The following is a 19,059-nucleotide window of genomic DNA, read 5'->3' on the forward strand; positions in this document are numbered from 1 at the left end:
GCTGCCGTCGGAAAGGAGGCGCCCATGTCCCGCCCGCCCGTCCCGCCGTTCACCGAGGAGAGCGCCCGCGTCAAGGTGCAGGCCGCCGAGGACGCCTGGAACACCCGCGACCCCGAGAAGGTCGCGGGCGCCTACACCGAGGACTCGGTGTGGCGCAACCGCGACGAGTTCGTGACCGGCCGCGACCAGATCGTCGAGTTCCTGCGCCGCAAGTGGGCGAGGGAGCTCGACTACGCGCTGCGCAAGGAGTTGTGGGCGGTGCTGGGCGACCGCATCGCGGTGCGCTTCCAGTACGAGTCACGCGACGCCTCCGGGCAGTGGTGGCGCAGCTACGGCAACGAGCAGTGGGAGTTCGACGCGTCGGGCCTGATGCGGCGCAGGGAGGCGAGCATCAACGACGTGCGCATCACGGAGGCCGAGCGGCGCATCTTCGGCCCGCGCGGCGAGGCCGAGCGCGGCGTGGACGTCCTGCCGCTCCAGTGAGCCCTCACCCGCGCAGGTGAGGGCCCGCGCGGGTGAGGTCGGCTCAGGTGAGGTAACGCCGCCGAGCCCGCGTCGGTGGCGTGGATCGCCAGCATGATCGCCGCGCCGCCGAGCGCCGCCGCGACCCGGTGCACCCTCTCGGTGGCCATCAGCGACCGTGATGCCGCCGGACGGTCGCGCACACGCGCACCGGGACCCACAGGATGTCGGCGATCACGCCGTCACCCTAGTTCTTGCCGGCGGGCGATTCGCCGTCCCCTGGCACGGCCGGCCTGAGGTGCGACGGCTGCTTCCCCTCTGGCTTGGGAGGCGGCGGCTCGGGCGGCACGTCACGGAAGAGCTCGGGTATCGACCGGTAGAGGATCGCGGCGATCGGCACGGCGACGACCGCGCCCGCGATGCCCGCCAGGATGCCGCCGACGGCCAGCACGATGATGATGGCCAGCGGGTGGAAACGCAGCACCCTGCCGACGATCAGCGGCTGCAGCACGTGGTTCTCGAGCTGCTGTTCCACCACCAGGATGCCGACGAAGATCAGCGCGTAGACGGGGCCCCTGGCGCCGAGCGTGACCAGCGTCGCGACCGCCCCGGCGAAGAAGATCCCGACGATGGGGACGAAGCTCGCCAGGAAGATCAGCAGGGCGAGCGCCGGCCAGAGCGGGACCTGCATGACCGCCAGCACGATGCCGATGACGATGCCGTGCACCGCCGCCACGGCCACCGTGCCGTGCACGTAATGCGAGAGCGTGGCCCAGGCCGTCCGTCCCGCCCTGTCGACCCGCGGCGCCGCCGTACCGAACCCCTTGAGGAACCAGCCCCAGATCCGGTCGCCGTCCTTCAGCAGGAAGAACGTCACGAACAGCAGCAGCACGATGGAGGCCAGCACCTCGAGCACCACCATGGTGCCCTGGAGCACCGTGGTGGTGATCTGCTGCTGCTGCGCCCTGATCAGGGCAGCGACGTCCTCGACCCACTGGCTGAGCTGGTTGGGCTCCAGGCGCAGCGGGCCGCTGTAGAGCCAGCCCTCCACGGTTCTCGCGGTCTCCTGGACCTGCCTGACCAGCCCGGGGAACTCCTCGTTGCCGCGTACGCCGATGATCCAGCCCGTCCCTGCCAGCACCGCGAGCGCCACGAGCATCGTCACCCACGTGGCGTAGATCGGCCGCATGCCCGCCTCGCCCAGGCGCTTGGTCAGCGGGAAGAGCAGCGCGGTGAGCAGCAGGGCGACCGCCACGGGCAGCGCGATGAGGCGCATCGCCGCCACCACGCCGATCAGGTAGTTGGCCACCACGCCGATGAGGATCAGGCACCCGCTCCACGCGGCCATCCTGGCCAGCAGCGGCGGCACCAGCCCCCACAGGGGCTCCCGACCGGGCTTGAGGTTCTTCACACCATCATCTCTGCCCCGAATGGACGGGACTCCACGGCGAACGGTGATCTGAACCAGGCGGTCAGCAGCCCTCGCGGGTCAGCGTGACGTCGTGCCGGACGTCGGCGTGCGGCAGCGGCCGGACGTCGAAGGCGGACGTCCTGTGTCCACCGGCGGTGACGGTGATCCTCGCCTTCGACAGGCCGCCTGCGAGCCACTGCTCGTAGCGGCCCTCGGCATCGACGCCCACGGTCCACGACTCGCGGTGGCGTTCGACCGTGACCGTCGCCCCCGCCAGCGGGGTGACCGTCCCGTCGCACGCCTTCGAGCGCACCTGACCGGACAGCCGCGCCCAGTGCCACGGCGCCCGCGCCTCCAGGGTCACGCCGAGGCGCGGCGCCGGGTATGGCGTGTCCTCGTTCACCACCAGCTCCGCCTCGTACGTGCCGGGCTCGGCGAGCTCGCGGGCGTCCAGCGTGAGGGTGACGCGGGCGCTGGCGCCGGGAGCGAGCGTGCCGCGCGCCGGCTTCGCGCTCAGCCAGGGGGCGTCCGTGCCGGCCGCGTCGCAACCGTCATGGCCGGGCAGCAACTCCGTGAACGGGGTGACGCGCGGGCCGTCCGCGCCGCCCACCTTGTAGAGGCCGCAGGCGGCGGCGCCCCGGTAGAGGGCGTAGCGGGAGTTCGGCAGCGGCGTCCAGGTGTCGGCGTCGGGATCGTACGCGAACGCCTCGTTGGTGAGGGTGGTGCCGCCCTTCGTGACCCCGCCGGCGACGACCAGCCTGCCGTTCGCCACCGCGTAACTGCTGCCCCACAGGTCGAAGGGCAGGTCGGCGATCCGGTCCCAGGCGTCGCGGGCCGGGTCGTACACGTAGGAGCGCTGCGTGCCGCGCGGCCCCTCGGCCAGTCCGCCCGCGCAGTAGACCTTGCCGTCCAGGCCGCCGCAGGCCGCCCACGAGATCGGCTCGGGGTAGGGGGCGGCGGTGGTGAAGCGGTCGCCCGCCACGTCGTACACCGTGACCTGGGTCGTCGCCGTCTGGCACTCGCCGGCGCAGCCCCCGACGGCGTAGATCCTGCCGTCGAGCACGGCCGAGCCGACCGCGCCCCACGGGTGCGGGTTGTCCGCGCCGGTGCTCCAGCCGCCGGTCGCGGGGTCGTAGATGAGGGTACGCGCGGCCGGCTCGCCCTGCGCGTCCCAGCCGGTGACGACGTAGAACCTGCCGTCCACGAACCCCGAGGCGGCCTTCTGCCGGGCTTCCGGCATGTCCGCGACAGGGGTCCAGGAGGTCGTGGCCGGGTCATAGACGTACGAGGCGGGCGTGCCGCCCTGGCCGCGCAGGGAGCCGCCGAAGGAGTACACCTTGCCGTCGTGGAGTCCGGCCGCGTTGTCCCTGATCGTGGTCGGGTAGTCGGCGACGCCCGCCCACGGCGCCGCAGCCGGGGCCGGGTCGGCGCCGGCCTGCCCGGCCGTGACCTGCTCGGGTGTGGCCTGTCCGGTGGTGGCCTGTCCGGGTGTGGCCTGCTCGGTGGTGGCCGGTCCGGGCGTGGCCGCGGTGATCGCGGCGGGGCTGAGGCCGTCCGTCTCGACCCGGCGCACGGGCGCGCCCCGCAGCGCGGGCACGACGTCCCGACGCGACTCGGCGAGGTCGTACGTCAGCGGCGCGGTGCCCCGGTTGGTGAGGGTCAGGCGGGTTCTGACCTTCTGGCCGAGCCTGGCCCGCACCGAGACGTCGTCCTCCTTGACCGAGAGCCGGCCGGCCTTCAACGTGAAGTCGGTCCTCGCCACCTCGCCGGCCCCCGCGGTCACGCGGGCGGAGGCCGGCCGGTAGCCGCGCTGGGCGGCGGTGAGCAGGCGCTCGCCCGACATGGGCGCGAACACCCAGTAGAAGCCGTCAGGCAGAGCGTCGTCGTCAGGGGTGGGCGCCGTCTCGCCCTCCGACGCCCCGCTCGTGACGGTGGCGGTGTCGACCGGGTCGCCGGTGTTCGCGTCGGTGACGGCGCCGTACACGAGCGTTCCGGGCACCGGCGCGCACGCGCCGTTCGCGGCGGCGTAGCCGGGGGCGGCGCAGGCCGCCGCGTCGATCCGCGCGGACAGGTCGAGCGTGACGTCGCCGCCGACCGTGACCTGCCCGGTCACGGGGACGTAGCCGGGGTGGCGCGGGGTGGCGGTGATCTCATACGTCCCGTCCAGGGGCAGGTCGAGAACCGCCCGCCCGTCGCCGGGGTCGCCGAACCAGGTGCGCCCTGCCCCGGCCACGGTGACCGCCGCGTACACCGGCCAGCCCTGCCCCGACCCGTCCGCGACACGGACGGTCACGCGCCCCGTGGGCGCGGGGGAGAGCCCGACGTCTTGGGTCCGCGTCTCGCCGCCGCTCACCTGCACGTCCTTGAGGTCGTGCGTCCGGTAGCCGAAGAACGACAGGCTGACGTCGTAGCCGCCCTCGTCCAGATAGAGCCGGTACGTCCCGTCGGCGGCGGTCGTGGTGTCCAGCGTGCGCGGCTCCGTGGCGGACACCCGCACGCCCGCCACCGGCTCGCCGGTGCGCTCGTCGGTGACCGTGCCGGTCAGCGTGCCGGCCCCGGTCCTCGGCGACGCGCCGACGGCCCGGTGGGCGTCCAGCATGCCCTCGCCGTACACGTTGTTGTCGCCCGCGGTGCCGCCGCAGGTCGTGTCGGCGCGGTCCTGCGCGGTGCGGTCGAGGATGTCCCTGGTCGCGGCGATGTCCCCGGCCAGCTCTGGCGCGGCGGACCACATGAGCGCCACCGCGCCGCTCACGTGCGGGGCGGCCATCGACGTGCCGCTTTGCACCTCGTAGCCGCCACCGGGAGCGCTGGACCGTACGTTCTGGCCGGGCGCGGCGATGTCCGGCTTGCTGTCGTCGGCCCCTTCCGCGCCGCGCGAGGAGAACCAGGCCACCGTGCCGTTCTGGTCGACGGCTCCGACGGCGTACGACTCCGGGTACTCGCCGGGGGAGTGCTGGGTGCCGCAGTCGGACCCGTCGTTGCCCACCGCGAAGGCCGGGAAGATGCCGGCCGCCACCCACTGGCGCACGTAGTCGCGGTACCACTCGTCACCCGGCGCCGAGGACCAGGAGTTGTTGAGGATGTTCGGCCGCCTGGCCGGGTCGGGCGCGGAGCCGTCGGCCGCCGTGGGGGCCAGCATCCACTGCGCGGACAGCGCCAGCGTCAGCTCGCCGCACCGGTGGTCCTGGCAGCCCCTCGCCGCGATCCACCGGGCGCCGGGCGCGACGCCGATGCCCCCGGAGCCCACCATCGTCCCCATGGTGTGCGTGCCGTGACCGTAGGAGTCGCACGGGCCGGGCTCGGCGCACAGGCCTGTGGGGTCGTACCAGTTGTAGTCGTGCGTCCCGCCCGCGCCCCGGTACGCCCCGGCCAGCGCGGGGTGGGACACGTCCACGCCCGAGTCGATGTTGCCCACCACGACGCCGTGCCCGTCGCTCTTGTAGTCGCTCCACACCTTGTCGGCGTGGACGGCGGCCACACCCCACTCCACCGCCCCCGCGGCGGCCACGCGCTCACCCGGCTTCCGCTCGGGCAGCCGATAGGCGCGCGGCGTCCGTACGCGCTCGACCGCCGGATCCTGCGCCAGCTCACGCGCCAGCGCGGCCGAGCCGCTGTGCACGTAGATCGAGTTGTCGATGAACAGGGACGTGTACCTCGCCCCCGCCTGCTTCAGCAGCTCCTGCGCCTCGGCCTGGCTGGACTCCGCGGTCGAGCGCAGCTCGTCCACCACGGCGGCGCCGCGCGCGGTCCAGTCCTTGATCGCCGGGGCCCGTTTCAACGCTGCCTGTGCCTTGAACTCCACCCAGAATGCCGAGTCCCCACCCGCCAGCCGCCCGGCCAGCTCCGCTTCGACCTTCGTACCGCCAGTGTCGCCGTCCGCGTCACCGGGTGGGTCGCCGTCCGCGTCGCCAGGCGTGTCGCCGGCCGCAGCCTGGGTGAACGGGGTTCGAGCCGGTTCAGCCTGCGCCTGCGCGGGGACCGTCATCCCGGTCAGGACGAGCAGCGCCGTCATCGCGACCGAGATCGCGGCGGCGGTGCGGCGCGGTGGCCGGGCGGGAAAGACGTGCTGTCGCAACGGGGAGCCTCCACTCGCGGCGCCCGGCCATCGATGTCGACGAGCGCCACGAACGCCGTCGAGCAGCCTGGCCCACGACCTGCACGACCTTCAAGCACAACCTGAGGCAACATCACGCCATGTCATGAATACGACAACCGCACCGGCGCTGGGACCCACACCTGCGGCGCGTTCGCAGCCAGCGTGTCGCGAACCATTACGGGGGACCTCGGCCACAACGAGCTTCACGCCCTCGTAGTCGTGGACACGGATCAACGCGAGGTTCTCGACGATCTAAGCTCCTCGTCAGAACCCGCTGTCGCTGAGATCCCGGCTACGTGCGCCAGTTGTGTTTGATCAGCAGGTTGCGGGCGTCGTCGGCGACCGCCGCATCGGCCACGACGTCGTAGCGGTCGGCGATGACCGACTGCTGGGAGACGAACCCGGGGCCCTTGTTGGCCAGGTAGGAGACCAGCCCGAAGGCGGCGCCGAAGAGCGCGCCGTACGCGATGCCGCCGAGCACGAATGCCCCCGTCGAGCCCGCCGAGTTGGTGAAGAGCGGCATGAGCAGGCCGATCATCAGGCCGAACCAGAGGCCGGTGGCGGCGCCCGCGGCCGCGGCGCGTCCCGCGGTGGCGCGGCCCATGACGGTTTCGACCAGGCGCAGATCGTGGCCGACGATCGCGGATCGTTCCACGGGGAAGCCGTTCGCGGCCAGGAAGCCGACTGCCTTCTTGGCCTGCTCGGCGGTGGTGTAGGTGCCGATCACCGGGCGGTCTTCCGCTGCCGGCAGGATGACCGTCGGTGCCGTCTTGAACATCGTGGTCCCCTTCCTCGTGTTGGGCGTGGCGAAACCGCCACGCCCATGGGTCACTTCGAGAGCGCTCCGGCGGCGTCACCCTTGGCGATCTCGATCTTGCGCGGCTGGGCCGCCGTCTCCGGCACCGGCACGCGCACGGTGAGCACCCCGTTGTCGTAGGCGGCCTGGACGCCGTCGGCGTCGAGGTGTTCTGGCTCGTCCTGGCGGCGGACGGCGTCCATCGGCATCGACGCCCACGCGCCACCGAACGCGGGCTGTGTCAGCCGGTCCGGCTGCCGCTCCAGCTCGCGGAAGGCCGAGTCGATCGACGTGAGCCGCATCGTCTGCCACCTCCGTACGTGTGGCTCGATTCTTCTATGTGTGGCTTCATAAAACATATAACTACAGTTGTAGGTTTATGTCAAGCGGCACGAAAAGCGATGGGATTCTGTCAGCCCCGGATGGTAGGAACAGTGCGGCGCCGCCACCGCGGCCCAAGGGGGAAGGACCTGCAGGTGACCACGAACAGCTCGGAGTTCTCCGTCTCCGGTCCGCGCTACGACCGGCGCGGTCCCGTGCGCTGGCTCTGGTCCCATCTGCGCCGGCATCCACAACACCTGGCCGGGTTTCTCGGCGGTTCGCTCGTCATGGTGGTGCTCAACGCCGCCGTGCCCCAGTTCACCGGCGACGCCTTCGACGCCGTCCTGGGCGAGCGGGGCGAGCCGGCCTCCGCCCTGTGGCCGATCACGCTGGCGATGCTGGCACTGGTGACGGCCCGCGGCCTGTCCGACATGGTCGCCAGGATGGGGAGCGAGGTGCTGGCCAAACGGCTGGAACGCGACACCCGCGACGAGCTTTACGTCGCCCTGCTCGGCAAGAGCCAGACCTTCCACAACCGGCAGCGGGTCGGCGACCTCATGGCCAGGGCGGCCAACGACATCCGGCAGTTGTCCATCATGATCAGTCCCGGCGTCGATCTGATCGTCGACTCCTGGCTGACCGGCCTGGTGCCGTTCTTCTTCATCGCCACCATCGACCCCCGGTTGCTGCTCGTGCCGGGCGTCTACGCGGGCGTCTTCGTGTTCGCGCTCCGCCACTACATGCGCAGGCTCAACCCGGTGTCGACCCGCATGCGCGACCAGTTCGGCGAGCTCAACGCCGGGCTCAACCAGGCCGTGCGCGGCATCGAGGTGATCAAGGTGACGGCGCAGGAGGGGCAGGAGCGGGGGCGGTTCCGCGCCAACGCGCGCCTCTACCGCGACTCCTTCGTACGCAACGGCCTCGTCCAGGCACGCTACCTGCCCACCCTTCTCTACGCCTTCGCGGTGGCCGGCGCCCTGTGGCACGGCCTCCAGCTCCAGGGCGCTGGGGCGATCACGGTCGGCGACCTGGTGGCCTACATGGGCCTGGTCGTCATGCTGGGCTTCCCGACGCAGATCTCGATCTTCACCTTCTCGCTGGTGCAGATCGGCATCGCCTCCTCCCGCCGGATCCTGAGCATCATCAGCGCCGAGGCCGAGCTGGAGCAGCGGGCCGACGGCCGCGCCGCGCCCATCGCGGGAGAGATCGTCTTCGAGGACGTCACGTTCGGCTACGACGAGGGCGACCCGGTGCTGCGCGGCGTGACGTTCAGCGTGCGGCCCGGCGAGACGGTGGCGATCGTCGGCGAGACCGGATCGGGCAAGAGCACGCTCACCAAGCTCGTGCCGCGCATCTACGACGTCACCTCGGGCCGCATCCTGGTCGACGGCGTCGACATCCGCGACTGGGACCTCGACTCGCTGCGCTCCCAGATCTCCACCATCGAGCAGGACATCGTGCTCTTCTCCCGCTCCGTGGCCGAGAACATCGCCTTCAGCCTGGGCCAGCGGGCCGACCGCGAGGCCGTGGCGCGGGCGGCGGAAGACGCGCAGGCCGCCGAGTTCATCGCCGAGCTCGACGACGGCTACGACACGGTCATCGGCGAGCGCGGCGTCACGTTGTCCGGCGGCCAGCGCCAGCGCCTGGCCATCGCGCGGGCCCTGCTGACCGACCCGGCGATCCTCGTGCTCGACGACTCGACGAGCGCCATCGACTCCGCCACGGAAGACAAGATCCAGCAGGCGATCGGCCGCGTCCTCGACGGGCGCACGACGCTGCTGATCACCCACCGGCTCTCCCAGATCCGCTGGGCCGACAAGGTCCTGCTGCTCAGGCGGGGCGAGCTGGTCGACTGCGGCACGCACGACGAGCTCATCCAGCGCAGCCGCCTCTATCGCCGGATCTTCGCCCACTACGACGAGGTCGACGTGGCCCCGCAGGGCGACGCGCCGGACGGGCCGGATCCCGCACGTGAGGTCCCGGTCCTGGAGAGCGAGCAGGGGAGGGCCCGCTGATGGGCTTCATCATGGACGGCCTCGACGCCGAAGACTACGACCGCACCTACAACGACCGCGACCTGCTCCGCCGGATCCTGTCCTACTTCAGGCCCAAGATGGGCGCGATGTTCGTGGTGGCCGCGATGATCGTGCTGGGCTCGGTCAGCCAGGCGGCCATCCCGCTGCTGGCCAGCCTGGCCGTCGACGCGCTCGCCGACGGCACGATCGCCGGGGTGGGCTGGCAACTGGTCGCAGGCACCCTGCTGGCCGGGGTGTTCGGGTGGGGGTTCAACTTCGTCCGGCAGTGGCAGAGCGCGCGGGTCACCGGCGACGTCGTCCTGCGGCTGCGCGAAGACGCGTTCGACGCCGTGCTGGAGCGCGACCTGTCGTTCTACGACGAGACGCCGTCCGGCCGGATCGTCAGCCGGGTGACGTCCGACACCGACGACTTCGCCACGGTCTCCACCCTGACGATGGACCTGATCAGCCAGGTGCTGATGGTCGGCTTCGTGACGGTCCTGCTGTTCCTGCGCAGCGTCGAGCTAGCCCTGCTGACGATGCTGGTCGTGCCGATCGTGGTGGGCTTCGCGCTGCTCTTCCGCCGCCTCGCGCGGGCCAGCACGCGCCACGCGCAACGCTCGCTGAGCCGGGTCAACGCCAACCTGCAGGAGACCATGGGCGGCATCGCGGTGGCGAAGAACTTCCGCCAGGAGCAGCAGGTCTACGACGAGTTCCGGCCCATCAACCGGCAGAGCTACCGCGTGACGCTGCGGCAGGGGTTCGTCTTTTCCGCCATCTTTCCCGTGCTCTTCCTGGTGGCCGGGCTCGCCACGGTCGCCCTCGTCCAGCTGGGCGGCACAGCGGTGCTCGGTGGCGGCCTGAGCGCCGGCGACTGGTATCTCTTCCTGCAGGGGGTCGCGCTCTTCTGGTTCCCGCTGACGTCCATCGCCGCGTTCTGGTCCCAGTTCCAGCAGGGGCTGTCGGCGTCCGAACGGGTCTTCGCCCTGATCGACGCCGAGCCGAGAGTGGTGCAGACCGGCGCGCAGGATCCCGGCAGGATCGCCGGCCGCATCGAGTTCCGCGACCTCACGTTCGGCTACGACCCCGGCAACCCCGTGCTGCGCGACTTCAACCTGCTCATCGAGGCGGGCGAGACCGTCGCGCTGGTCGGTCACACCGGCGCGGGCAAGTCGACGCTGAGCAAGCTGATCACCCGCTTCTACGAGTTCCAGGAGGGCAGCCTGCTGATCGACGGCCACGACATCCGCGGCCTCGACCTGCCCGCCTACCGCCGGCAGATCGGCGCGGTCCCGCAGGCGCCGTTCCTGTTCAGCGGCACGGTAGCCGACAACATCCGTTATCCGCGGCCGGAGGCGAGCGACGCCGACGTGCTCGCCGCCGCGTCGGCGGTCGGCGGCGGCGACTGGGTCGACGCGCTCCCGCACGGCCTGCAGACCGACGTGGGCGAGCACGGCCGCGCCCTGTCCATGGGCCAGCGCCAGCTCGTGGCGCTGGCCCGCCTGCTCATCCAGGATCCCGCGATCGTGGTGCTCGACGAGGCCACGGCCAGCGTCGACCCGCTGACCGAGGCCCAGATCCAGGAGGGCCTCGACGTCGTGCTGGCCGGCCGCACCTCGATCGTCATCGCCCACCGGCTCTCCACGATCGAACACGTCGACCGCATCATCGTGCTCGACCACGGCCAGATCGTCGAGGAGGGCGACCACTCCACGCTGCTGGCCCGCGGCGGCCGCTACTGCCAGGTCTACAACACCTACTTCCGCCACCAGTCGCCCAACTACCGAGCCGGCTCCGGCTTCGTCCCCGTCGGCTCACCGTGACCGTCCGTCCGGTGCCGCCCAACACCGGACGGTGCCGCACCGGTCGGCCGCGAGGGCCGGAGGGCGTCTGGGGTGGTGCGGGTTTCACAGTACGAGCCGCTCCGGGGTCCCGCTCTGCCACTCCACCACGAGTACGGTGGCGTCGTCCTGGAGCCTGCCGCGCTGGTGCTTCAGGATGGCCTGGATCAGCCGCCGCAACGTCTCGGGAACGGTCAGCCCGTCGGCTTCGTGGCGGATGAGGAAGTCGATGAACCGCTCCAGCCCGAACAACTCCCGGTCCGGGCTCTGCGCCTCGAGGACTCCGTCGGTGTAGAAGACCAGCCGATCGCCCGGCTCCAGCTGATAGTCGAGCAGCCCGGTGCGCGGGTCCAGCCGGAAACCCATCGGCGGGTCGGGCTCGGCGGCCAGCGTGGCCACCCACCGGCCGCCGCGTAGCACCAGTGGCGGGTGGTGCCCCCGGTTCACCCAGCTCAGTTCGCCGGTGCGCAGGTCGAGGTCGGCCAGGATCCCGGTGGCGAACCGCCCGGTGAACTGCTCCGCGATCGCCTCGTCGATCACCTCGCCGGCGGTGGCGAGGTCGGCCCCCTGGATCCGGGCGTTACGGCAGGCCCCCATGGCGATGGTGGCGGTCAGCCCGGCCGAGGTGTCGTGGCCCATGGCGTCGAAGATCGACACGTGCAGGATGTCGCCGTCGATGGCGTAGTCGTAGGCGTCGCCGCCCACCTCGTACGCCGGCTCCAGCGCGGCGCTGACCGCCACGCGCTCGTTGGCGAAGGTGCCCGGTGGCAGCAGGTTGAACAGCACCTCGGCCGACAGCGTCATCGGCTGGACGCGGACCAGCCGCGCGAAGGAGTCGCTGTGGGTGCGCTTGGTCGCCAGGATCAGCGAGAGGAGCGAGGCCAGGCGAATGACCCGCTGCTCGGCGAGCTCTCCGAGGTCGGGCAGGGTCGCCTGGAGCACGCCGAGGCGCTCGGTGCCGTTGAGTATCGGCACCCACACCCGCGGCTTCTCCTCGGGCTCGGGCGTGGTGTCCGGCCCTCGCCGGCTGCGTACGATCTCCACGTTCCGGAAGGCTCGTCCGGCGAGCGTGGTGTCGATCAGGATCGGGTCGAGCACTTCGCCGTTGTCGCCGCTCTGGCCTGGCAGGGGCACGAGACGCTGCTGCTGCAGATCGGTCACGTAGATCAGGGTCTGGGTGAGCCCGGCCTGCCGCGCGTGCTCGGCCACCACACGGGGGACCTGCTCCAGCGCGATGAGGTGGGCCGCCTCCAGCAGACCACCCAGCATCAGCTCGCCGTCACTCCGCATGCGCAGGACTCTCCTCGCGACCCTCCTGTTACGTCTGCGTCTTACCCAGAGGTTGCTCACCTCATGAGTGGTTTCTCCCAGAACGGAGCCGGGGCCCGCACCAGACTGGTGCGGGCCCCGGATCTGCGAGCTTGATGCCGTGTCAGGCGGGAACGATGTTCTCCGCCTGCGGGCCCTTCTGGCCCTGGACGACGTCGAAGGCCACCTTCTGGCCCTCGGTCAGCTCACGGTAGCCACCGTTGGAGACGATGTTGGAGTAGTGGGCGAAGACGTCGGCGCCGCCGCCGTCCTGCGCGATGAAGCCGAAGCCCTTTTCGGAGTTGAACCACTTCACGGTTCCGGTCGCCATGTCTATCTCCTTTAGATAGGAGGCGGAGACGAGATCCGCACTTTACGGACCCCGCGTCGCTGGAATGAGCCCATCCGGAGATGACCGGAAACAAAAAACGCACCTGAAGATCAAGATCGTCAGGTGCGCACAAGTCTTATGGGTAACACATCTGCAACTGTTTCCACTCTACCACACATCGCACGTCCATGTGCATCATGAGTGCACGGCACGGATCTCCGTCACGACGAACTCGTCCACGATGTGCTGGTTCTGTACCAGGAACCCGACCACGCCCGCCACCGCCTCCGCGCCCAGCGCCGCTCTGGCCTGCCCGCTCAGCAGGTAGACCAGCGGCGTCGACGGCTGGTCGATCGCGAACTGGCGGTCATGGCGGTGCACGTCGTGCAGCGCCCTGATCGGGATGGGCCGCACCGAGGTGAACCACACCGCGACATCCCACAGCGGCAACGCCGGGTCGGCCTCGCCCGCGGCGTGGTAGCAGGGGACGCAGCCGTTCCCGGCGTGTTGCCCGTGCGGGCACGTCCACAGGGCGATGTCAGCCAGGCTCTGGTCGTGACCGCTCAGGATCGCCGCCTCGGTCACCCGGCGACGCGGGGATCGTCCGTCATGCGGGCGGGAGTGGTCGCTGCTGATGATCGGTTCCCTCCGCTCGCAGGTCGGCTTTCGACCCTATCCGCAGGCGACGGTACCGCGCCGCGTCGGCGTCGGCCGGGAGGTCAGCTGCTCCACACCTCGGCGTCGGCCAGGAAGGCTGTCGCGGAGTCGGCCGCCACCGCCGTGCCGCCGATCGTCATGCTGCCGGTGTCGCACGGCATGAAGACGTTCGTGAGCAGGTGCGGCACGCCTCCCAGGTCGAACTCCGGCACGCGGACGGCCCGCCGCTCGCGCGGCGGGCCTGGGATCTCGACCGTCACGTCGTCCGCCGTGGCCCGGAGCCCCTTGTCCAGGTCGAGTTCGAGGTGGACGGGCGCCCGCGTGAACGCGGGCTCGGGCCACGGCAGGCCGCGCACCTCGGGGAAATGCCGGGTGAAGCCGGCGGCCAGCCACTCACCCAGCTCCCGGTCCTCCGCGACGACCCTGGTCGTGCCGCCGTGCCACATCACGAGGGCGTGTCCTTGGCCGCGTTCGGACCAGTCGACCCGCCACAGGGAGGCGAAGGCGACCCGCTCGCCGGCGACGAACAGGGTGAGACCGGGATTGGCGCTAATCAATCGGACAGGCACCCGGTCACCCTAACCCGTCACCGGTAGGCCAGGCGGCGCAGCAGGATCTCCGCCGGGCCGCGGTGCCCGCCACGGCGCATGAGGTCGGCGATGAGGATCGACAGCAGCCAGGTCGCCGTGGCCACTCCCGTGGCGCCGGCGAGGCCGAGGTCGTCCTGCAGGTCCAGCCCGTACGGAAAGAAGAGCGCGACGAACACGACGGACTGGAAGAGGTACAGGCTCATGGAGCGCTGACCGAGCGCCTGGAGGGCGGTGGCCAGGGCGTTCGGCCGCCGGATGACCGGGATCGCCGCCAGACCCATGATCGCGGCCAGGCCGATGCCGCCGAAATGGCCGCTGAGCGGCTGGATGAGCGACGCGGCCAGCACCGCCGTGCTCGACGGCTCGGCCCACCAGCCGGCCTGCATGAGCCCCGCGGGAACGGAGCCGAGCAGCGACACCGCCGTGGTGACCACCGAGACGCGGATCAGCAGCGAACGGTGCCGGACGGGCTCCTCCAGCAGCCGCCGCCGCGCCGCCCAGATCCCGACGAGCACCCCGGGGATCACCATGATGACGCCGATGACCAGCCCGAACGGCCAGGCCACGAACCGGCCCACCAGCATCTCGACCGGGCCGAGCGCGCCGGGAGCGATGCTGCCGGCCTCGTACGACGAGATTCCCTCCGACAGCGGGTACCACATGGCGAGCCCGACCATCGCCGCCGACGGCACCAGGACGATGCCCGACACCCACAGGAGCGTCGCGTCCTTGGCCCGCAGCAGGCCGACGCAGAGCAGGGCGGCGATGCCGTACGGAGCGAGGATGTCGAGCGGGACGAGCACCAGGACGTGCACGAGCCCGATCACGAGCAACCACCAGCCCCGCCGGCGCAGCAGCTTGCGCACGCTCACCCAGTCGTTGCCGCGCTCCAGCTGCCGGTTCAGCAACTGGACCAGCGAGTAGCCGAACAGGAACGCGAACATCGGCCGCGCGTGGTTGTTGATCAGTAACTGGTGCAGGAAGGCGAGGACGTCGTTGAGCAGCGACGGGCCGCGGTCGACGGTCTGCACGTAGAGCGGCGCGTGCGCGTACGCGATGGCCAGCAACATGATGCCGCGGGCGAGGTCCGGGGCGGGCGCCCGCGCGGCAGGGGTGACCGGACCCTTCGGTGATGTCGAGGACTGGAGTGGCATGTTCACGGCTGAAACCCCCTTGGATACTGGCTTCGACGCTAATGAGCCAGGTCGGGGGCCGGAATGGGGATGAGGGCACGCCGGGGGTGTACTTAGGTACACGGTTGACGGCGGGGGCGGCTCAGGACCCGCTGACGCCGAGGCTGATGAGCCATTCCTCGGGCATGCGCACCAGGCCGGACCGTGGCACGAGTGCGGGTCCCGGGGCGTGCCGGTCTTCCTCATGGGCGGGCGGTAGGCCAGCATTGACCCATGACCAAGCTCACTGGACAGCAGATCGCCGGCGAGGCGCTGGACGGGTGGGTTCTCCTGCTCGGCGGCCTGCACACCCGCATCAGGACGGGGAACTTCGCGACCGGGCTCTCCGTCGTCGACGCCATCGGCGCGGCGGCCGAGGAGATGGACCACCATCCCGATCTCGACCTGCGCTACACCCACGTCGACGTCCGGCTCACCAGCCATGACGAGCGGGGGGTCACCGAGCGCGACGTCCGGCTGGCTCGTACGATCTCCCGGATCGCCGCCGACACCGGCGTGGAGCTGGAGAGCGGGAGCGTCTCCCGCATGGAGCTCGCCCTCGACACCCCGTCCCACGGGCGGATCCTGCCATTCTGGGCCGCCGTGCTGGCCATGAAGGACCAGGCGGAGGCCGGGGTCGACGACGAGGTGCGCGACCCGTACGACGCGCTGCCCGCGGTCTGGTTCCAGAAGTCCGGCAGCGAGGAGCCCCGCCAGCGCTGGCACCTCGACGTGTGGGTGGATCCCGAGCAGGTGCAGCCGCGCATCGACGCCGCGCTCGCCGCCGGCGGCACGCTCGTGGACGACGAGGGGGCGCCGAGCTTCTGGGTGCTGGCCGACCCCGAGGGCAACCGGGTCTGCCTGTGCACCTGGCAGGAGCGTGGCTGACCGCGTTTCGCCGGATAGGGGAGAGGGCCGTGGGGTAGCAGTGACCTCATGACAGAACGTGTGCCCGACCCCGCCCACCGCCGCCCGGCGGGACTGGACGATGTCACCGTCGAGGCGCTGGGCGGCTTCAGCGAGGCCCTGGAGATGATCCACCGGGCCAGGGGCCATCTGTACGCGATGCACCAGCTCACCGGCAGCGCCGACTTCGCGCTGGACCGGGTGGTGGAGCAGCTGCGCCAGGGCGGGCACGACGCGTGGGCCGACCGGATCGAGCGCGAGCTGATCGGCCGTAACGTCCTCGACGGCCGGTGGACGTTCCAGCTCGTGGAGGAGTACGACGACGGCTACTACCGCGAGTTCCAGGACCTCGAACGGGAGATCCGCGAGGACCTGGCCGCAGGCCGCCGCCACCTGTACGAGGCGGAGCTGAAGCAGCGCCGCCGTACCCTTGGCCGGCCGGGCCACGAAACGGCGCCCTGATCCCCCGAGCGAGCTACCCCCGGTTGTCCACTCCAGCGTGATGATCTCGGCCGGTCCTCCGCCGTAGCGTTCCTGGCGTGGCCGCGGCGCGCCCTTGACACCTTGCTCTGTGGTAGTAAAGAGGCCGATTGCGAGGAATGTGACAGCAGGGGGAAATGTGACGATGCTCAGCCGGCGGCGGCTCCTCCAGGCGGGTGCGGGCGCCGTGCCGGCGATCGCGCTCGGGGCGGCTCCCGCGGGGGCCGAGTCGGCCGAGCCGCCGACCACCGGGGTCGTGCCGGCGTCGATGGCCGGGTTCGACAAGGCGCTGAAGGCGTACATCAAGGAGCGGGACATCTCCTGTGCGCAGCTCGCGGTCGCCAAGAAGGGCAAGATCCTGCTCGCCCGCGGCTACGGCTCCTACACCAGGGCGGACGGGTCGACGGCGAAGGTGCAGCCGACGTCCCTCTTCCGGATCGCGAGCCTCAGCAAGAGCCTGACCGCGGCCGCGATCGTCCGGCTGGCGCAGGACGGCAAGCTGAGCCTGGGCGACAAGATCGCCGACCTGCTGGACCTGCCGACCGAGGCCGACCCCCGGCTTGCGAAGGTCACCCTCTGGCGGCTGCTGCAGCACACCGGCGGCTGGGACAGGGGCGTGACGACCGACCCGCTGTGGAACGACACCACGATCGCGGCGTCGCTGGATGTGCCGCTGCCGATCGACCACGCCGACATCATCAAGTACACCACCGCGAAGAAGCTCGACTTCGCCCCCGGCTCGAAGTACGTCTACAGCAACTACGGCTACATGCTGGCCGGCCGGGTCATCGCGCGGGTCTCGGGCCTGCCCTACGAGACGTACGTGCGGCAGAAGCTGCTCGCCCCCGTCGAGATCGAGCGGATGCGGCTCGGCCGCAGCCTCCGCTCCGAGGCGTTCTCCACCGAGGTGCCGTACGAGTCGAAGTACACCAGGAAGAGCGTCGTGGACCCGTCGGGCAAGACCGTGCCCTACCCCTACGGCGGTTTCAGCATGCCCAACCAGGACGCCAACGGCGGCTGGCTGGCCTCGGCCGTCGACCTGGTCAAGTGGGGCTTCGTCTTCGACGGCGCGGGGCCCGTGCTCAACTCCAGGTCGATCTCGCGCGTCTTCGCCAGGCCCGAGCTCGGCGAGAACCCCGGCGGCGACTGGTACGGCCTCGGCTGGCGCGTGCGCGAGAACAACGCCGGAGGGCTGAACACCTGGCACAACGGCAGCATGCCCGGCACGTTCAGTTTCTTCGCGCGCGTGCAGCACGGCGTCAGCTACTGCGCGATCTTCAACCGCAGGGAGGAGGAGGGCAGCCCGGACTTCGACGGGATCGACCCCATCCTCGGCAAGGCGATCGGCACCGTGAAGACCTGGCCCACCACGGACCTCACCCCGAAGTACTTCTGACGCGGCTCGGGCTGTCCGCGGGCTGCCCGGCGTTCCTGAACGGCGCCTGGTAGGCCCACTGCCAGGCCGTTTCGAGCGGCCCGCGCCGGAACCGGCGCAACCACACGGAGGACAGCACCATGATGAGCAGGCAGATCGCCGCCCACATGACCGGCACCCACCAGGGCCGGTACGCGTCGAGCCGGCTCGCCAGCCCGAGGCCCCAGCCGTAGCAGAGCACGCCGGCCAGCAGGTTCTGGAACACGTAGCCGGACAGCGCCGTCCGCCCGACGTTCGTGAGCCCCCGCCGTACCACGCCGGGGGCGCCGCGCAGGCCGAGCACGATGGTGGTGATCAGTCCGAGCAGGCCGAGCGAGACGAGGGGAGCCAGCAGGTAGCGGTCGGCCACGAACCAGCCGGGGCCGGCGAAGGAGGTGGCCAGGTTCAGCGGCACGCCCGCGCCGAGCCCGACCACGATCAACCTCCTGCGCAGCCGGGCGCCGCGATCCTCGAACAGCCCGGCCCGCTGGAGGCGGGCGCCGAGAAGGAAGAGGACGACGCCCATGGGGATGATGAAGATCAGCTCGATGCGGAAGATCGCGGCGTACTGCAGGCGCAGGGCGACCTGGTCGAGCCAGCTTCCCTCGGTGTAGACGGGGCTCGTGCCGCCGCCCGTGGCCGGCGCCTGCAGGGCCACCGTGGCCAGGACGGCCAGGGCGGCGTGCAGCGTCCCCATGCCGATCATCCAGCCGGTGATCGCGCGTTCGCTCCTGCCCACCAGGTACGCGACGATCACCGCGGTGACGGCGTAGCCCATCAGCACGTCGAACTCGAAGATCAGGATGTAGTGCAGCGTGCCCTCGGCCAGCAGGAGCGCCGAGCGCCACAGATACCGCCCCGGCCAGGCCAGGCCCTTGCGCACGGCGCTGCGGTACTGCAGTTCCAGGCCGATGCCGAAGAGCAGGGTAAGCAGCCCGAGGAACTTGCCGTTGGACAGGAAGCGCACGAAGGTCTCCACCGCGCTGCCGCCGCCGCCCAGCTGCAGCATGTCCAGGGGGCCGCCCGGAGCGGTGAAGATCCAGATGTTGGTGCCGAGCGTGCCCATGATCGCCACACCGCGCAGCACGTCCAGTGCGTCTATGCGTCCTTTCACACCTTCCAGCCTGCTGCCGCCACAGCCCGCCGCCATCGTCCCGCCTGACGAGAACGGCCGTACATCGATGGATGTACGGCCTTACGTCTTCGGTCGGTGGTTCACGGGCTGAGCCGCCGCCTGATGGGTAGGGGGCGCGTGATGT

The 19,059-nt window shown here is 71.0% G+C and carries 16 protein-coding genes; 6 read left to right on the top strand and 10 right to left on the bottom strand.

The features are described 5' to 3' along the window. The first annotated feature begins 24 nt into the window (after positions 1-24). Positions 25-483 carry a nuclear transport factor 2 family protein gene (locus ABGB01_RS33710; protein WP_347777627.1) on the top strand — a complete coding sequence of 153 codons (459 nt, stop codon included), beginning with the start codon at positions 25-27 and terminating at the stop codon, positions 481-483. A gap of 226 nt (positions 484-709) precedes the next feature. Here the strand turns inward: ABGB01_RS33710 and ABGB01_RS33715 are convergent, their stop codons facing one another. From ABGB01_RS33715 to ABGB01_RS33730, 4 genes are all read right to left on the bottom strand, one after another. Further along, complete coding sequence (locus ABGB01_RS33715) at positions 710-1,873, bottom strand: AI-2E family transporter (protein WP_347777628.1); 1,164 nt, start codon at positions 1,871-1,873, stop codon at positions 710-712. 61 nt (positions 1,874-1,934) lie between these two features. Beyond that, positions 1,935-5,948, bottom strand: coding sequence for a S8 family serine peptidase (locus ABGB01_RS33720; RefSeq protein WP_347777629.1), 4,014 nt, complete (start codon positions 5,946-5,948; stop codon positions 1,935-1,937). A gap of 313 nt (positions 5,949-6,261) precedes the next feature. Next, on the bottom strand, positions 6,262-6,747 hold the full coding sequence (locus ABGB01_RS33725; protein WP_347777630.1) for a general stress protein: 486 nt from the start codon (positions 6,745-6,747) through the stop codon (positions 6,262-6,264). Between the two features lie 50 nt (positions 6,748-6,797). Further along, positions 6,798-7,067: an Hsp20 family protein gene (locus ABGB01_RS33730; protein WP_347777631.1), complete on the bottom strand. Its 270-nt coding sequence runs from the start codon at positions 7,065-7,067 to the stop codon at positions 6,798-6,800. Positions 7,068-7,241: 174 nt separating this feature from the next. Here ABGB01_RS33730 and ABGB01_RS33735 point away from each other — a divergent pair, with 174 nt between their 5' ends. Both ABGB01_RS33735 and ABGB01_RS33740 read left to right on the top strand, forming a co-directional pair. After that, positions 7,242-9,101 (top strand): ABC transporter ATP-binding protein, encoded by a 1,860-nt coding sequence (locus tag ABGB01_RS33735; RefSeq protein ID WP_347777632.1) that lies wholly within the window; start codon positions 7,242-7,244, stop codon positions 9,099-9,101. Further along, positions 9,101-10,924: an ABC transporter ATP-binding protein gene (locus ABGB01_RS33740; RefSeq protein ID WP_347777633.1), complete on the top strand. Its 1,824-nt coding sequence runs from the start codon at positions 9,101-9,103 to the stop codon at positions 10,922-10,924. The genes ABGB01_RS33735 and ABGB01_RS33740 overlap by 1 nt, the downstream gene beginning before the upstream one ends. An 84-nt stretch (positions 10,925-11,008) precedes the next feature. On the opposite strand, the gene ABGB01_RS33745 is transcribed toward ABGB01_RS33740, so the two are convergent. The 5 genes from ABGB01_RS33745 to ABGB01_RS33765 form a co-directional block, all read right to left on the bottom strand. Next, on the bottom strand, positions 11,009-12,232 hold the full coding sequence (locus ABGB01_RS33745; RefSeq protein ID WP_347777634.1) for a PP2C family protein-serine/threonine phosphatase: 1,224 nt from the start codon (positions 12,230-12,232) through the stop codon (positions 11,009-11,011). A 142-nt stretch (positions 12,233-12,374) separates the two neighbouring features. Further along, positions 12,375-12,581, bottom strand: a complete 207-nt coding sequence (locus tag ABGB01_RS33750) for a cold-shock protein (RefSeq protein WP_055509312.1) — start codon at positions 12,579-12,581, stop codon at positions 12,375-12,377. A 195-nt stretch (positions 12,582-12,776) separates the two neighbouring features. After that, positions 12,777-13,166, bottom strand: a complete 390-nt coding sequence (locus tag ABGB01_RS33755; protein WP_347777635.1) for a hypothetical protein — start codon at positions 13,164-13,166, stop codon at positions 12,777-12,779. Between the two features lie 134 nt (positions 13,167-13,300). Continuing rightward, positions 13,301-13,807, bottom strand: a complete 507-nt coding sequence (locus ABGB01_RS33760) for a hypothetical protein (protein WP_347777636.1) — start codon at positions 13,805-13,807, stop codon at positions 13,301-13,303. A 17-nt stretch (positions 13,808-13,824) separates the two neighbouring features. Further along, complete coding sequence (locus ABGB01_RS33765) at positions 13,825-14,982, bottom strand: DUF418 domain-containing protein (RefSeq protein WP_347777742.1); 1,158 nt, start codon at positions 14,980-14,982, stop codon at positions 13,825-13,827. Positions 14,983-15,234: 252 nt separating this feature from the next. Between ABGB01_RS33765 and ABGB01_RS33770 the strand changes: the two genes are divergently transcribed. From ABGB01_RS33770 to ABGB01_RS33780, 3 genes are all read left to right on the top strand, one after another. Next, positions 15,235-15,888 (top strand): 4a-hydroxytetrahydrobiopterin dehydratase, encoded by a 654-nt coding sequence (locus ABGB01_RS33770; protein ID WP_347777637.1) that lies wholly within the window; start codon positions 15,235-15,237, stop codon positions 15,886-15,888. A 48-nt stretch (positions 15,889-15,936) separates the two neighbouring features. Next, positions 15,937-16,368 (top strand): hypothetical protein, encoded by a 432-nt coding sequence (locus ABGB01_RS33775; protein ID WP_347777638.1) that lies wholly within the window; start codon positions 15,937-15,939, stop codon positions 16,366-16,368. Positions 16,369-16,531: 163 nt separating this feature from the next. Then, the gene (locus ABGB01_RS33780) at positions 16,532-17,782 is read left to right on the top strand and encodes a serine hydrolase domain-containing protein (RefSeq protein ID WP_347777743.1); all 1,251 of its coding nucleotides are present in this window, start codon (positions 16,532-16,534) and stop codon (positions 17,780-17,782) included. Here ABGB01_RS33780 and ABGB01_RS33785 read toward each other — a convergent pair. Further along, entirely contained in the window at positions 17,763-18,914 is a 1,152-nt protein-coding gene (locus ABGB01_RS33785; RefSeq protein ID WP_347777639.1) for a DUF418 domain-containing protein, read from the bottom strand. The genes ABGB01_RS33780 and ABGB01_RS33785 overlap by 20 nt on opposite strands. Positions 18,915-19,059 lie beyond the last annotated feature (145 nt).

Source organism: Nonomuraea sp. B5E05 (assembly GCF_039880665.1).
Classification (GTDB): Bacteria; Actinomycetota; Actinomycetes; order Streptosporangiales; family Streptosporangiaceae; genus Nonomuraea.

Bases quoted from the DNA above. Each gene is read 5' to 3' on its own strand.
- ABGB01_RS33710 (WP_347777627.1), top strand. From the start codon at position 25: ATGTCCCGCCCGCCCGTCCCGCCGTTCACCGAGGAGAGCGCCCGCGTC.
- ABGB01_RS33725 (WP_347777630.1), bottom strand. From the start codon at position 6,747: ATGTTCAAGACGGCACCGACGGTCATCCTGCCGGCAGCGGAAGACCGC.
- ABGB01_RS33730 (WP_347777631.1), bottom strand. From the start codon at position 7,067: ATGCGGCTCACGTCGATCGACTCGGCCTTCCGCGAGCTGGAGCGGCAG.
- ABGB01_RS33740 (WP_347777633.1), top strand. From the start codon at position 9,101: ATGGGCTTCATCATGGACGGCCTCGACGCCGAAGACTACGACCGCACC.
- ABGB01_RS33745 (WP_347777634.1), bottom strand. From the start codon at position 12,232: ATGCGGAGTGACGGCGAGCTGATGCTGGGTGGTCTGCTGGAGGCGGCC.
- ABGB01_RS33750 (WP_055509312.1), bottom strand. From the start codon at position 12,581: ATGGCGACCGGAACCGTGAAGTGGTTCAACTCCGAAAAGGGCTTCGGC.
- ABGB01_RS33765 (WP_347777742.1), bottom strand. From the start codon at position 14,982: ATGCCACTCCAGTCCTCGACATCACCGAAGGGTCCGGTCACCCCTGCC.
- ABGB01_RS33770 (WP_347777637.1), top strand. From the start codon at position 15,235: ATGACCAAGCTCACTGGACAGCAGATCGCCGGCGAGGCGCTGGACGGG.
- ABGB01_RS33775 (WP_347777638.1), top strand. From the start codon at position 15,937: ATGACAGAACGTGTGCCCGACCCCGCCCACCGCCGCCCGGCGGGACTG.
- ABGB01_RS33780 (WP_347777743.1), top strand. From the start codon at position 16,532: ATGCTCAGCCGGCGGCGGCTCCTCCAGGCGGGTGCGGGCGCCGTGCCG.